General features: G+C 37.9%; 17 protein-coding genes. 6 read left to right on the top strand and 11 right to left on the bottom strand.

Features of this window, described 5'->3' with window-relative positions; genetic code table 11:
• Positions 1-21: 21 nt before the first annotated feature.
• On the bottom strand, positions 22-1,074 hold the full coding sequence (locus BFM98_RS16575) for an AI-2E family transporter (protein WP_048394009.1): 1,053 nt from the start codon (positions 1,072-1,074) through the stop codon (positions 22-24).
• A gap of 422 nt (positions 1,075-1,496) precedes the next feature.
• Here BFM98_RS16575 and BFM98_RS16570 point away from each other — a divergent pair, with 422 nt between their 5' ends.
• Positions 1,497-1,886, top strand: a complete 390-nt coding sequence (locus BFM98_RS16570) for a RidA family protein (RefSeq protein ID WP_054549691.1) — start codon at positions 1,497-1,499, stop codon at positions 1,884-1,886.
• 89 nt (positions 1,887-1,975) lie between these two features.
• On the opposite strand, the gene BFM98_RS16565 is transcribed toward BFM98_RS16570, so the two are convergent.
• Positions 1,976-2,557 (bottom strand): TetR/AcrR family transcriptional regulator, encoded by a 582-nt coding sequence (locus BFM98_RS16565; RefSeq protein ID WP_048394004.1) that lies wholly within the window; start codon positions 2,555-2,557, stop codon positions 1,976-1,978.
• A 248-nt stretch (positions 2,558-2,805) separates the two neighbouring features.
• Between BFM98_RS16565 and BFM98_RS16560 the strand changes: the two genes are divergently transcribed.
• From BFM98_RS16560 to BFM98_RS16550, 3 genes are read left to right on the top strand one after another with little or no spacing between them, the layout of a single operon-like run.
• Positions 2,806-4,011 carry an MFS transporter gene (locus BFM98_RS16560; protein ID WP_066037940.1) on the top strand — a complete coding sequence of 402 codons (1,206 nt, stop codon included), beginning with the start codon at positions 2,806-2,808 and terminating at the stop codon, positions 4,009-4,011.
• 23 nt (positions 4,012-4,034) lie between these two features.
• On the top strand, positions 4,035-5,108 hold the full coding sequence (locus BFM98_RS16555; protein ID WP_066037939.1) for an LLM class flavin-dependent oxidoreductase: 1,074 nt from the start codon (positions 4,035-4,037) through the stop codon (positions 5,106-5,108).
• Positions 5,109-5,136: 28 nt separating this feature from the next.
• Entirely contained in the window at positions 5,137-6,078 is a 942-nt protein-coding gene (locus BFM98_RS16550; RefSeq protein WP_066037938.1) for an alpha/beta hydrolase, read from the top strand.
• A 103-nt stretch (positions 6,079-6,181) separates the two neighbouring features.
• On the opposite strand, the gene BFM98_RS16545 is transcribed toward BFM98_RS16550, so the two are convergent.
• The 4 genes from BFM98_RS16545 to BFM98_RS16530 form a co-directional block, all read right to left on the bottom strand.
• On the bottom strand, positions 6,182-7,120 hold the full coding sequence (locus BFM98_RS16545; protein ID WP_054549741.1) for a ring-cleaving dioxygenase: 939 nt from the start codon (positions 7,118-7,120) through the stop codon (positions 6,182-6,184).
• Between the two features lie 75 nt (positions 7,121-7,195).
• Positions 7,196-7,789 (bottom strand): NADPH-dependent FMN reductase, encoded by a 594-nt coding sequence (locus BFM98_RS16540; RefSeq protein WP_004231581.1) that lies wholly within the window; start codon positions 7,787-7,789, stop codon positions 7,196-7,198.
• A gap of 137 nt (positions 7,790-7,926) precedes the next feature.
• The gene (locus tag BFM98_RS16535; protein ID WP_054549695.1) at positions 7,927-8,271 is read right to left on the bottom strand and encodes a YunG family protein; all 345 of its coding nucleotides are present in this window, start codon (positions 8,269-8,271) and stop codon (positions 7,927-7,929) included.
• 215 nt (positions 8,272-8,486) lie between these two features.
• Positions 8,487-8,906 (bottom strand): Lrp/AsnC family transcriptional regulator, encoded by a 420-nt coding sequence (locus BFM98_RS16530; protein WP_054549696.1) that lies wholly within the window; start codon positions 8,904-8,906, stop codon positions 8,487-8,489.
• Positions 8,907-9,016: 110 nt separating this feature from the next.
• On the opposite strand from BFM98_RS16530, the gene BFM98_RS16525 reads away from it, so the two are divergent.
• Entirely contained in the window at positions 9,017-9,421 is a 405-nt protein-coding gene (locus BFM98_RS16525) for a carboxymuconolactone decarboxylase family protein (RefSeq protein ID WP_048393996.1), read from the top strand.
• A gap of 41 nt (positions 9,422-9,462) precedes the next feature.
• Here the strand turns inward: BFM98_RS16525 and BFM98_RS16520 are convergent, their stop codons facing one another.
• Positions 9,463-9,882, bottom strand: coding sequence for an Rrf2 family transcriptional regulator (locus tag BFM98_RS16520; RefSeq protein WP_054549697.1), 420 nt, complete (start codon positions 9,880-9,882; stop codon positions 9,463-9,465).
• Between the two features lie 103 nt (positions 9,883-9,985).
• Positions 9,986-10,513, bottom strand: coding sequence for a cupin domain-containing protein (locus tag BFM98_RS16515; protein ID WP_054549698.1), 528 nt, complete (start codon positions 10,511-10,513; stop codon positions 9,986-9,988).
• Positions 10,514-10,720: 207 nt separating this feature from the next.
• On the opposite strand from BFM98_RS16515, the gene BFM98_RS16510 reads away from it, so the two are divergent.
• The gene (locus BFM98_RS16510) at positions 10,721-11,092 is read left to right on the top strand and encodes an SMI1/KNR4 family protein (protein WP_241489993.1); all 372 of its coding nucleotides are present in this window, start codon (positions 10,721-10,723) and stop codon (positions 11,090-11,092) included.
• Between the two features lie 26 nt (positions 11,093-11,118).
• On the opposite strand, the gene BFM98_RS16505 is transcribed toward BFM98_RS16510, so the two are convergent.
• The 3 genes from BFM98_RS16505 to BFM98_RS16500 all read right to left on the bottom strand — a co-directional run bounded on the left by BFM98_RS16505 (position 11,119) and on the right by BFM98_RS16500 (position 12,910).
• Positions 11,119-12,240 (bottom strand): serine hydrolase, encoded by a 1,122-nt coding sequence (locus tag BFM98_RS16505; RefSeq protein ID WP_054549699.1) that lies wholly within the window; start codon positions 12,238-12,240, stop codon positions 11,119-11,121.
• Between the two features lie 13 nt (positions 12,241-12,253).
• Positions 12,254-12,388, bottom strand: a complete 135-nt coding sequence (locus BFM98_RS24160; RefSeq protein ID WP_217492442.1) for a DUF4303 domain-containing protein — start codon at positions 12,386-12,388, stop codon at positions 12,254-12,256.
• 78 nt (positions 12,389-12,466) lie between these two features.
• Entirely contained in the window at positions 12,467-12,910 is a 444-nt protein-coding gene (locus BFM98_RS16500) for an SRPBCC family protein (protein WP_054549700.1), read from the bottom strand.
• Positions 12,911-12,979 lie beyond the last annotated feature (69 nt).

Here is a 12,979-nt window from a genome sequence, read left to right as displayed (position 1 = left end):
AGATGATTCCTTTGTTTGGAACTATTCCATTTGTTTTTCAGTGTGTACCTTTACCGATTTCTTCGCAGGGTCTTCCGAGGAGGTTACACCTAGAATATCAAGCAGGAACATAAATAGTGGAATACCTATGATTAGTCCCCATACACCAAGGAAATGCTCAGAAAAGAGAATGACCATAAACGTATAGAAAATCGGTAAATCTGTTTTGGCAGACATAAGCTTTGGATTTAAGAAGTAAGCTTCAATGGCATGTAAAACCATGACAATAACTAAAATATAGACGATGTACATCAAGCCACCAATGCTATATGCGATAATACTTAATGGTATTAATGAGATGATAACTCCCGCGACTGGAACTAAGCCTAAAATAAAGAGCATAATCCCAAGTGCAATCAAATGTGGGAAGCCCATAATAGAAAGGGCAATGACGGATAACACACAGTTAACAGCAGCAATAATAAATTGTGCTTCAATTACTTTACCAAATGAGCGGATGAATATTCTTGAGAAATAATGAAGCTCATCGTAAAGCGGCCCAATTTTACTATCCTTAAACTTAGCTGTAAACTCAATAATACGATTCTTTTCTAACAAGATGAATAAACTCAAAATTAGAGAAATCAATATTTGCATAATGATTTTACCAATATTCGTAATATTTTTAAGAGTTAAATCCACACCTTGCTCTAAATATTTCCCGAGCTCTATTTTCTCAAAAGTCGGTGCTAAGTATCTCGCAATCTCATTGTCATCTGGATCGAGATTAAAACTTGCAATGAGGTCGAAAAGCTGTGTGATCTGCTGGGTCACAATTGGTAAATATTTGTAAATAACAGCTACAATACCCGCAACAAGTAAAAGGTATAATGTTACCGTCACAGCTTTTTCATTCATCGGCGTATATTTTCTTATGCTTTTCGTTGTCTTCGTAGTAAGCTGGTTCATCAAATAAGTAATAATAAACGTAAGTAAAATTAGATTGATCATACTACGCATTAAATATAATGCAAGAGCAATCCCGACTAGAATAATAAAACGCTTAAATCCATTACTCCGAAAGAAATTATTCATTTATTCACTCCTTCTACAAAACGGCCTCGCTGCCTCTGCTACCTAGGGCTACACTATAAAATTGATTTATAACAATACGCATCATTCTTATGTAAAAATTTCCCTCTCATTTAATGAGTATAGCCATCTACCTTCAAAATAAGACGAAATGTATGTTTCTTTTAGAAGTGTCTGTATAAAACCTAAGGCGGGGTTGAAGTGAATTGTATGTCTTGTCAAATTAAAAAGTCGATACTCTTATCCTTTGTGAAAGCTTTACCAGCGTATTAGCCAAAATTCTATAAATCTATTATAACCCTTTAAACCAGCATATCCAATTTGTATGTTCTTTTATAATGGTATTTGTATAGAACTTTTATCAACTATTACTTTATGCTATTTTGATTAGAGATATAAATTAAACAGAGACAAGGACTGATTCTATGAAAATTGCGAGAAACCCTCAGAACATTCATCCACCCGTTGCTCCTTATGTTCATCAAATTGAGGTGACGGGACCTCAGAGATGGTTAACATTATCAGGACAAATTGGCATGATAGCTGATGGATCTATACCTGAAGATGCAATAGCTCAATTGAAGATAGCACTTGAAAATATTAAAAGAAATCTAGATAGTGCCGATATGGAGGTTCAAGATATTACAAAGCTCGTCTTTTATTTAGTGGGGGATATGGATGCTATTCAACGTAAGGAAATTATCAGTGACTTCTTGGGGGAACATCTTCCATGCACAACATTAATGTATGTCGTTGCACTCGCTACGCCAGCTTTAAAGGTTGAGATTGACGCATGGGCTTGTAAGGAATTATAAATTCATCCTATGTTTTATAAACTAAATTTGTGCATTTTTTTCTTATTTTTTCAATACCCCTTTAGCAGTGCTAAAGGGGTATTGCCTTATTATTTAAGTAATGTCAGCGTCGTTGCAATGGCGTTATCAACAAACGAGCGTTGTGGCTGCGATTTCAGCATAACTGTTAAACCTATTAACGCAACAATTAATGCTTGCGCTAAAGACTTTGAATCCGTGTTCGCCTCTAGTTCTCCTGATTGAATTCCCCGTTCAATTGTCTCCTGAAAAATTACTGATAGATAGAGTTGATGCTCTCTTGTCAAAATCTCGAACTTCTCATCATGTGGAGCTAATTCAACCATTGTATTGATACAAAAACAGCCATTACTAAGATCTTTTGTATATTCAGCAGTAATCACATCTTCAAAAAATATAGAAAACGCCTGTTTTACAGAGGCATAACTTTGAAGTTTAGTCCGTATTTCGGATGCGCGAGTTGTCGTATATCTACGAAGGGCCGCTTCAAATAGTTCCTTTTTATCCCCAAACGTTGAATAAATACTAGGACGCTGAATCCCCATTCTAGTAGTAAGATCACTTAAAGAAGTCGCTTCATATCCCTTCTCCCAAAATAATTGCATTGCTGCCTCTAACACTTTTGCCTCATCAAATTCCCGAGTTCTTGCCATTATAGATACACCCCCATTAGGAAAAAATAGTAAGTTAATCATTAAATTTTACGATACTAAACAGTATGTAATTATTTTATATCTGGCTTTTTTTATTGTCAATTTCATTTCATCAATCGAAATAAAATGAAAATATATACCAAATAAATATTGACAAATCCAATGTAGTTAAGATATATTTACCAATAATTATTTTGTACCGAACAGTATGTTATAATTACAATTCAATTAGAAAGGGAGGTTACAATGTGAACAATGCAAATGATGATGCAATTCATATAAATCAATCATCTTCTATATCCCGAGCTGTAACATTATTATTCGCTACAGCCTGCGGAATGTCTGTCGCCAATATTTATTTTGCTCAGCCGCTGCTAGATGAATTATCGAATGATTTTGCTATTGATCAATCAATTATTGGTTTGATTATTACTGTCACACAAATTTTCTATGGGCTAGGCTTACTTCTTCTAGTTCCACTTGGAGATTTACTAAACCAACGACGCTTGATTATTGGTCAAATGCTATTGTCCTCTGTTGCTTTGCTTCTAGTCGGTACTGCCTCCTATGTTGTAGTGCTATTTGCGGGTATGGCCTTAGTTGGTCTACTTGCAGTCGTGACTCAAACCCTTGTTGCGTTCGCTGCAACTATGGCTTCCTCTACAGAACGTGGTCGTGTCGTAGGCATTGTTACAAGCGGCATTGTCATTGGCATACTACTTGCTCGTACCTTTGCTGGGTTAGTAACAGATCTTGCAGGGTGGCGTTCTGTCTATCTAGCCTCCGCCGCGTTCATGCTTCTAATGAGTGGTATGTTTTTAAAAGTTTTACCAAGGGGCGAACGTGAAGTAAAATCAATCACCTATTCTCAGCTAATTCAATCCGTGTTTACGCTGTTTATTCAAGAGCGAACATTACGTATCCGCTCTATTCTAGCCATGCTAATTTTCGCTGATTTTAGTATTTTGTGGACGCCCCTTGTTCTGCCACTTAGTTCACCACCATTTTCTCTATCACACACTGTAATTGGCGCTTTTGGTCTTGTAGGTGTGGCAGGGGCATTAGCTGCTGCACAAGCGGGTAAACTTGCTGACCAAGGCTATGGACAAAGAACGACAGGTATTGCTTTAACGCTTTTACTTATCTCCTGGATATTTATTAATTATTTAGATAAGTCATTCTTGGCATTAATTATTGGCATTGTTTTACTTGACTTGGCAGTACAGGCAGTACATGTCACAAACCAGACGATGATTCTCCCATTACGTATAGAAGCACGAAGTCGACTGACCGCAGGCTATATGGTGTTCTATTCTATTGGTAGTGCTAGCGGTTCAATCGCATCGACTCAGATGTATGCACATTTTGGTTGGGGAGGGGTTTGCTTACTCGGAGCCTCTATTAGTACAATTGCTCTTCTTTTTTGGGCAATAACTAAACGATTTACTAAATAAAATTAGAGTTGGAGAGATAACAAATGGAAATAGGAATTACTTCTTTCGTAGAAACAAAACCAGATGTTCACAGTGGTGAAGTAATTAGTCATGCACAGCGTTTACGTGAAGTAGTAGAAGAAATCATTCTTGCAGATCAAGTAGGATTGGATGTCTTTGGCATTGGTGAGCATCATCGTGAAGACTATGCCGCCTCTTCTCCAGCAATGGTGCTATCTGCTGCTGCTTCTCAAACGAAAAACATACGACTCACAAGTGCTGTAACAGTCCTTTCTTCGGCAGATCCTGTGCGTGTTTTTCAGGATTTTGCCACATTGGATGGACTATCAAATGGACGTGCAGAGATCATGGCAGGTCGTGGTTCTTTTATCGAATCCTTCCCCTTATTTGGCTACGATTTACATGATTATGATGAATTATTTGAGGAACATTTAGACTTACTACTTAGCATTCGTCAGTCTGAGAAAGTAGTTTGGGAAGGTAGACATCGTCCAGCAATCAATCATTTAGGTGTGTATCCTAGACCTGTTCAAAAATCTCTCCCAATCTGGGTGGCTAGTGGAGGAAACCAACAATCTGCTATGCGTGCTGGCCTTTTAGGATTACCCCTTATGCTAGCAATAATTGGTGGCAGCCCAATGCAATTTGCACCGATTGTACAGCTATATAAAAAGGCAGCACTTCATGCAGGTCATGATTTATCAAAACTTCAGGTAGGTTCTCATTCAATAGGTTTCGTTGGACCGAATACGGAATGGGCAGCAGACACATTTTTCCCATCAACAATGGCTGGTATGAATAAATTAGGCAAGGAAAGAGGCTGGCCTTATTATGACCGTTCTAGTTATGATGCTGCAAGAAGCTTTGAAGGAGCATTATATGTTGGTGATCCAGATACAGTTGCTGAAAAAATTATTCATCTTCGTAAGCATGTAGGAATTACACGGTTTATGCTATACGTTCCTTTAAGTACCATGCCGCATGATCAAGTCATGCAAGCTATAGAACTACTTGGAACAGAAGTTGCTCCCCGTGTACGTGATGAAGTCGCTAAATGGGAAGCTGAAATGGCTCTAGAAGGAAAGCCATTTCTTTAAGATTCATTATTCAACAGGAGGAGTATATATGACCATCATTAACCGAATTTTACCAGAATTAAGGCAGGCTTACTCAGAATTTCCTGGCTTTCGATTGGAGGAGGATTTAACTTGGAGTCGAGGTCTCTTGTCCAATCCACCTTCAAAAAAATCAGAAGATGTACTTACGACCAACTGTATGATTCCTAGAGGTGACGGGGACGAAATGCTGGTTAAAATCTATGAACCAGCTAAACGGGAGCAGGATAAACTTCCAGCTATGCTTTGGATTCACGGAGGTGGCTTTGTCATGGGGCACCCTGATATGGATGATGTTTTATGTGAACGCTTTGTTGAGACAGCTAACTGCGTTGTCGTATCCATTGATTACCGACTAGCGCCTGAACATTCCTACCCCGCGGCTATTGAAGATTGTTATGCTGGATTAGTTTGGATGACTAATGAGCACCAATCACTTGGTATCGATGTCAAACGGGTGGCAATTGCTGGAGCAAGCGGTGGAGGAGGATTAACAGCAGCACTTGCATTAATGGCTCGTGATAAAGGAGGACCATCAATTATATTCCAGATGCCACTGTATCCGATGCTTGATAACCGAAATGTAACACCTTCCAGCTATGAGATTATTGATGATCATGCAACATGGAGTAGAACAAATAATTTGACTGCTTGGCATTTGTACTTAGGAGAGGAAAAGGACATCAATGCCCGTTCTCCGTATGCGGTCCCTGCAAGAGCTGAAAACTTTGCAGGATTACCGTCAACCTATATATGTATTGGCCAACTTGATTTATTTCGTGATGAAACCATTGATTATGTAACACGTCTTGCGCAGGCAGGAGTGGACGTTGAATTCCACCTCTACCCTGGCAGTTACCATTGCTTTGAGGTCTTTGTGCCTGAAGCAAAAGTAAGTCAACAGGCTATTCAGAACTATTTAGATGCCATGGCACGTGCACTCAATTTTTGATTAGCATTTCGCCTTCTAATAATAAAAAATGCGAAAATCTATTGTGGACGTTCTATCTCATAAATCTCGCAAACTTTAGCTTAGCTTGATCCTGCAAACCCGCTTAATCAAGCTCACGCACTTTAATCGGGATTAATGTTCTTTCTAGTTGTTCACGATGTTGCTCGTATTGAGGTGGCAACATTAATTGGCTTCCCATTGTCTCTGGTGTCTCGTCATGAGCAAATCCAGGAGGATCTGTAGCGATTTCAAATAAGATTTCGCCAGGTTCACGGAAATAAATCGCATTAAAATAATTACGATCTTTTACTTCTGTTACATGTTGTCCATGATTCATCACATACTCTTGCCATTCTAAATGATCTGTATTATCTTGGGCTCTCCACGCAATATGATGCACAGTTCCTACACCCATTTGGCCCCCTTGACCTGCAACTGTTTTTAAATCCACTGTATTGCCGATCTCTGCACTAGAAGTAAAACGCGTATAGTCACCTTCCGTCGCTACCTTTTCAAGACCCATTACTTCTGTTAAAACTTTGGCAGTTTCTTCAGGGTGACTTGAGAATAGTGTAGCTCCACCAAATCCTTTGATAGCAACCTCAGGTGTTACTTCACCAAATGACCATTCGTTGTGCCCGCCTTTCGCACGTGCCACGAGTTCAATATGCAAACCATGTGGATCATCGAATTGAATGACTTGCTCACCAAAACGTTCAGCTTTTTGGAAAGGAATCGAGTATTTCGCTAAGCGATTAACCCAAAATGGCAGTGCTCCTTCTGGTACAACATACGTTGTAACCCCAACCTGACCATCACCAATACGTCCTTGATAAGCATTAGGCCAAGGGAAGAAGGTAATGATTGTTCCTGGTTTCCCACCTTTGTCACCGAAATATAAATGATATGTGCCCGGATCATCAAAGTTTACTGTTTGTTTTACTAAACGTAAGCCTAATACTCCCGCATAAAAATCAATATTCTCTTGCGGATGTCCTACGATCGCTGTGATATGGTGTATACCTGCTGTATGTTTTTTCATGTTAACAAGCCCTTTCATGACTATATTTCTCACCTATACTATGCCCTATTTATACCTACCTCAATCTGTAAAAGCTTAGCGAATTGTATACAACGCTTTAGACCATGGGATCAATTGATCTAACATTTGGTTTACTGAATCTATTTGTACTTCTTTTGGTTTAAATTCTGTGCCATTTTCAAAATCTGTGAATAATGATAGTGCTGGATGAACACGCACATCTGCGATTAAAAGCTCACCCATAATCCCACGTAAATGTTCTGCTGCACGAGCACCGCCAACAGAACCATAAGATACGATTCCAGCTGCTTTGTTATTCCATTCAACACGTAAGTAGTCTAGTGCATTTTTTAATGCCCCTGTAATAGAGTGATTGTATTCTTGTACGATGAATACAAAACCATCTTGTTTAGCAATAATTTCTGACCAACCTTGTGCTCCTGAAGCATCCTGTCCTGGCTCACCTAATAATGGTAATTTATAATCAGCAATATCAATCACTGTATAATTGGCATCTCCACGTTGATCTGCAATTTCCTTTACCCACTGTGCTACTTGAGGGCTTACACGCCCCTCACGAGTTGATCCAATAATAATACCGATATTTAATTCTGCCATTGTTTGTTCCTCCTCTTTTTTTGTACGAAATAATTTATTAAAAAACCCCATAATTGTACCTCCTGGCGAAGCTAAAGGTTCGAATTCATTTATCTTGAATTTATTTATCTTGAATTCGAGATAATAATAACACGATATTTTTATAAACGTCAACAACTTTGTTTTGAAAATTAAAAAGGCAGAGATAATTAATTCTCTGCCTTCCCTAAAAGCTTATAAACTTGTGTTTTTAGATAACGATATTGACTATCATTAGTATCTTGAAAAGCCTCTACCCTATTTGAATCAATATCTTGGTAGTCGATTAGGTATGGAAATTGTTCCTCGGAGAAATCCTTTCTTTCTCCATTAATAATATTATAAAAGTGCCAGCCTTCCTCAAGAAATGTCTTCCTAATTTCTCCGCCAAGAATATCCTGCACAACTAATGAAGTGACGCCACATTGTCCTTTTGCAGGGCTGTCCACACTCCATTTAGAACTTGATTGAATGGACCATGATTTTCTTAAGGCATTTAATACGTCTTTTTCCATGCAAAAACTCCTTTCAAACACTTTAAAATGGAACTTCATCCATTCTTATTGGTGTCGACTTCCCTACTCCCCAATCATATTTAAAAGCACCATAGACAATACTATCTGTCACAGTACCATCTTATTTTCCCAAGCATTTATTTTGCACTAATAAATGAACTAAATCATCAATTTCTTCTTCAAATAATTTGATTTCCATACATATCTCCCTTCATCTATACGTCCTCACATATATCTGAAAAAATAAAGTTAGTTTTCGTATGTGCATATGGTTGTAATGCATCAATAAACTGCTCTACATCAGGAAAAGATTGAAAATGCCCCTTTAATAAAAAACATGACTCACCTGAAATGCGATAGCAGAAGTCTATATTTGTATAAACCTTCAGATGTTCTTTAAAGTCTGCATAGCGGTTATTTTTGATTGTCGCTTCAACAATAGCGTCAATTGGATAACCTAATGCTTTTTTATTAATATCCAATGTATACCTCTTAATAACGTTCTGTTCCTCTAATTGCCGTATTCTTTCGCGAACTGCTGGTGCAGATAAGTGAACCCTTCTCCCTAGTTCGCTCATAGAAATTCGACTATCTTCTTTTAATTCTTTAAGTATCATTTCGTTAATGAAATCCATTTTGTAAATACCCCTTCTTTTTGAAGGAAAAAAATCATATTTCCCTTCGAATTGATATGTTAACTTCGTTATGAACATTTTACACTAATTAATAGAAGGAGGAATGATTGATGACACTTATTCAATTATATGACAAGGGCTTAACACCCTTTCAACAATTATTAGGCTACAACAAGGGAATTCAGCTGCACTGGCAGCAGTTGGGGGAGGTACTCGAAAAAGACGGGCATCTATCCGCTTCATTAAAAGAAGAGGTTCGAAAAACTTTAGCTCAAAAAAATGGCTGTCAGTATTGTCAGGCAAAAGGCAAGCCTGATCCCCAGAACTATGATGAGAAAACGGCAGTATGCACAGGTTTTGCGGAAGCATTCTTAGCTGCTAAGGGGCACACCGCCCCCAACGTCACGGCTGTATTAAAGGACTATTTAACAGAAGCCGAGATTAGCGAGCTACTAGCATTTATTTGCTTCACGACAGCACAGCAATATTTTGGCGCACTCATGCAATTAAAATAATAAGGAGCTAGGGGGCGAAACCCTAGTTCCTATTCCAGCTGCTATCCTTTTAATTCCATTTTATTAGCTATATCTATAATAAATTTCTTACTAAGCTCTTCTTTCATATTATTTTCAGCATCCACCATCACTTGTTCAATGAGACAGCCTTGATGATGGAAGGAATGATCGTGTTCAGAGGAACAACTAAATAATGAGGTTTGTCCTTCAATTGCATATATCACATCTAAAAACGATATTTCATGGGGGCGCTTAGAAATTCGATAACCACCGTTGACACCCGGGTTCGACTCAATTAAACCTGCCTTCACAAGCTTAGTTAATATTTTGGAAAGATAGGTTGGAGATAATTTTTGCATTTCTGCTAAAGACTCTACACTCATTGATTTCCCTTTGGGATTGAGTGTTAAAAACACCATTGTATGTAAAGCATAATTTGTTGCTTTTGAATACTTCATCATTCATCACCCTTCATTCAGGACCTTTATTATCTGCAATTAAAACACATTCTATCATAATTCAAGAAAAAAGCATGTTTTGTATGAAAACACGCTTTTATGATCCCTAGTCATGCTGTCCATAACCCGCTTCTCCAGCAAGAGCATCAGCCTTTGTTACTTGTACAGTCCCAAATGGATGATTTGGTGGCGCATAAATCGTGTAAAGCTTTAGTGGTTTATCCCCTGTATTCGTAACATTATGCCATGTTCCTGCTGGTACCATAATAGCCGTATCTTCTGCGACATGTCTCTGATAGTTTAAATAATCTCTAGTTGGCCCCATTTGAGTTAATCCATGCCCCTCCTCAATACAAATGAATTGGTCCACATGTGGGTGTACTTCTAAACCAATATCTTCTCCGACATTAAGACTCATCACCGTTACTTGTAAGTTTGACCCTGTCCACAATGCTGTACGATAATTTTTATTGCGCTTTGTAGCCTCTTCAATGTCGATAACAAATGGTGTTGGCCCAAAATCATTCTGGACATTACTTCTTGGCGCTCGTTCTGTCTGATTTGGATAGGCCCAATAAACAGGTTGATAACCGTAATGATACGATTGATAATTACCGTAATAAGGGTGGTACATTTATCTCAATCCTCTCATGCTTGATAACGCTATAGTATGCAGTTGAATGAAAGAAGGTACTCACATGTAGTGTGACTTAATTGAGTAATCTTTATATAGAGACTGGAGGTAGATACAGTGTATGCTAGATTAACAGAAAAACTTGCAGGCACTCCTGCAATTAAATAGTTTTCTGGACACGTTGTAAAACATGAATGGATTGTAGAAGTGGAAGCAGAGTTAGGATTTGAATTACCACCACCCTATTGCTGGTGGTTAAAAAATTATGGCAATGGGCAGCTGAATGGTGGATCTATTCTCTCAATCGGTCCACCAGTATACAGAGACATCAATGATCATGATATTCTCTATATACATCGTCTTAACTTGGCTGACGAGGAGTGGTGTAAACAATTTCCGAATAGATTGGATTTATTTATTCCAGACTCTGACGAATTGTACTTCTTTGATCGTTCGTCTAAAGATGAACACGGCGAATTTCCAGTTATGTGCTATGACTTAATGAATGACATGATCTATGAATATGCCTCTTCTTTCTCAGAATTTCTTGAAAAACTGATTGATGAGCGTAGTCAATAGTATGAGTTGCCTTATCTATGGGCAACTCACAACTCGGAAAATTCCTCTTTCAAACGCTTACGAAATTTATCATCTGTAAGAAATTTCAATTGAAAACTATTCATACTATTTGAGAGCTTAATCTGCTCCATTGTATTTAAGTTGTTAGCGAAAAAGGCTATTTCTGTTTGATTTCCATCTTTATCTTCCGCATAGGCTGCTAGTGTTAACACAAATGCCGTCGATCCTCCCTTTTGACCAGCATGTTTTAACCATGCTTGATTTCTAGGATTCTGCATCAATTGCTCCAACACGGGATCTAAATATTTATGTACTTCTGCGCTAAAGAAATTTTTACCATTCATTTTTTCTAAAATAGAGATGTAATCACTTGTTGTGGCCCTTATTAAACGATCAGACCATATCTTTTGAAAATCCATATTGAGCATTTTTTGAGCTTTTGTTTTCTCCTCAATTGTTAAAGGATGTTCTATCCAATTCGAATGAATAGCCAATGCACGCTCACGATATTCAACCATATCCATTTTTCGCAAAGCAGTTAATGTTGCTTTTTTCGTTAAATTTTTTTCCTCCATCAAGTGAATGGGAATATAAAGTGCACTTACAATTGGATACAAAGGTTCATGATCCTCTACATTTAACTGTGTAAGCACATCATTAATTATTTGAAAGTCTAATACATGCATTAAATATTCCGTATTTGCATTGGAGCTATAGGCAATCATGCCATTTGCTACTTCACTTAAAGGTACACTATCTGCACCCTGAAGGTTTAACTGCGCCAACCATGCTTTATGTGCGCCACCATCTGTTTTAGGAATGTAAAATGCCTCTAACTCCTTTAGATTTACTTGCTCTTTAGGATTAATACGGCCATCCGCTGCTTGTTGCGCATAGGCGATGGCTACGATTATTTTAACCGTACTTGCTAACGGTAGCTGTTCCTTGGTGTTTAGCTCCACCCAATGTTGTTGATTATATTGAATGGCTACGGAAATATTTTTATCCTCTTTATGTTCCTTGATAAATTGCACGATATATTCAGGATCGTTCTTCTTGATTTCTTTTTGAAACTTCCAAAAAATAATGCTACATACAAAACCTATACAAACCAAAACACCGCCAATCATCCAATACAACTTTTTCATATTCATCCCTCCATCACTCAGCTGCTTCTAACAACCATTGCTGTAATACTGTAGACGACTGGTTATTTAATCGTAATGCTATTTCTGTTTTTATTTCTGGAGGCATTACTTCAACAAGTATGCATACAGAATCCCTTGCTTGATTCACCTCGAATAACCCTTCTTAGCACAAACTAATTCAGCTCCAATTGCTCGATGATATCGATCGTTGACATACCTCTCCTCCTTAATGAATTAGAGAAGCTCGTAAATTGCTAACCCCATTTTCTAAATATCCTTTGAGGCATGTTAATGTATAGACCCAACCCTCTTTTTGGCCCATCATTTTTGTCACAATTTCTGGGTCATGTGCATTTAACCCAGATTCTACAACAGTAATAATTGTTTCACTTTGTGATTCTTCAAAAGAGACGGTAACCATTGTCACTTCACCATGCTCTTCTCCCCAAACAAACACAATTTTTTTATTCATCTCCATTTCAAGCACAGTGATCACACCCTCTGCACCATACTCCTCATATTTAAGCGTGATTCTTTTACCTTCTGCCCATCTTTCGGAACTGCTAGAAAACCAATAATGACCGATTTCAGTAGGGGAAATAATGGCTTCAAATACTTTATGGGCTGGTTGATTGATTTTTAGTTTCGTCGTCACATCCGTATTTATCATCATTCATCATCCTTTTTCATATTGTCTATCTACACCTTCGCCGAAATTTTCCATTAACCTTCCTTACTA

It is taken from the genome of Lysinibacillus sp. AR18-8 (genome assembly GCF_001705465.1).
Lineage (GTDB): Bacteria > Bacillota > Bacilli > Bacillales_A > Planococcaceae > Lysinibacillus > Lysinibacillus capsici.
This window is presented reverse-complemented; position numbering and strand designations above follow the sequence as displayed.

Bases quoted from the DNA above. Each gene is read 5' to 3' on its own strand.
- BFM98_RS16505 (WP_054549699.1), bottom strand. From the start codon at position 12,240: ATGAAAAAGTTGTATTGGATGATTGGCGGTGTTTTGGTTTGTATAGGT.
- BFM98_RS16545 (WP_054549741.1), bottom strand. From the start codon at position 7,120: ATGAAAAAACATACAGCAGGTATACACCATATCACAGCGATCGTAGGA.
- BFM98_RS16520 (WP_054549697.1), bottom strand. From the start codon at position 9,882: ATGATGAAGTATTCAAAAGCAACAAATTATGCTTTACATACAATGGTG.
- BFM98_RS16500 (WP_054549700.1), bottom strand. From the start codon at position 12,910: ATGATAAATACGGATGTGACGACGAAACTAAAAATCAATCAACCAGCC.
- BFM98_RS16525 (WP_048393996.1), top strand. From the start codon at position 9,017: ATGACACTTATTCAATTATATGACAAGGGCTTAACACCCTTTCAACAA.
- BFM98_RS16555 (WP_066037939.1), top strand. From the start codon at position 4,035: ATGGAAATAGGAATTACTTCTTTCGTAGAAACAAAACCAGATGTTCAC.
- BFM98_RS16540 (WP_004231581.1), bottom strand. From the start codon at position 7,789: ATGGGGTTTTTTAATAAATTATTTCGTACAAAAAAAGAGGAGGAACAA.
- BFM98_RS16565 (WP_048394004.1), bottom strand. From the start codon at position 2,557: ATGGCAAGAACTCGGGAATTTGATGAGGCAAAAGTGTTAGAGGCAGCA.
- BFM98_RS16515 (WP_054549698.1), bottom strand. From the start codon at position 10,513: ATGTACCACCCTTATTACGGTAATTATCAATCGTATCATTACGGTTAT.
- BFM98_RS16535 (WP_054549695.1), bottom strand. From the start codon at position 8,271: ATGGAAAAAGACGTATTAAATGCCTTAAGAAAATCATGGTCCATTCAA.
- BFM98_RS16570 (WP_054549691.1), top strand. From the start codon at position 1,497: ATGAAAATTGCGAGAAACCCTCAGAACATTCATCCACCCGTTGCTCCT.
- BFM98_RS16550 (WP_066037938.1), top strand. From the start codon at position 5,137: ATGACCATCATTAACCGAATTTTACCAGAATTAAGGCAGGCTTACTCA.
- BFM98_RS16575 (WP_048394009.1), bottom strand. From the start codon at position 1,074: ATGAATAATTTCTTTCGGAGTAATGGATTTAAGCGTTTTATTATTCTA.
- BFM98_RS16530 (WP_054549696.1), bottom strand. From the start codon at position 8,906: ATGGATTTCATTAACGAAATGATACTTAAAGAATTAAAAGAAGATAGT.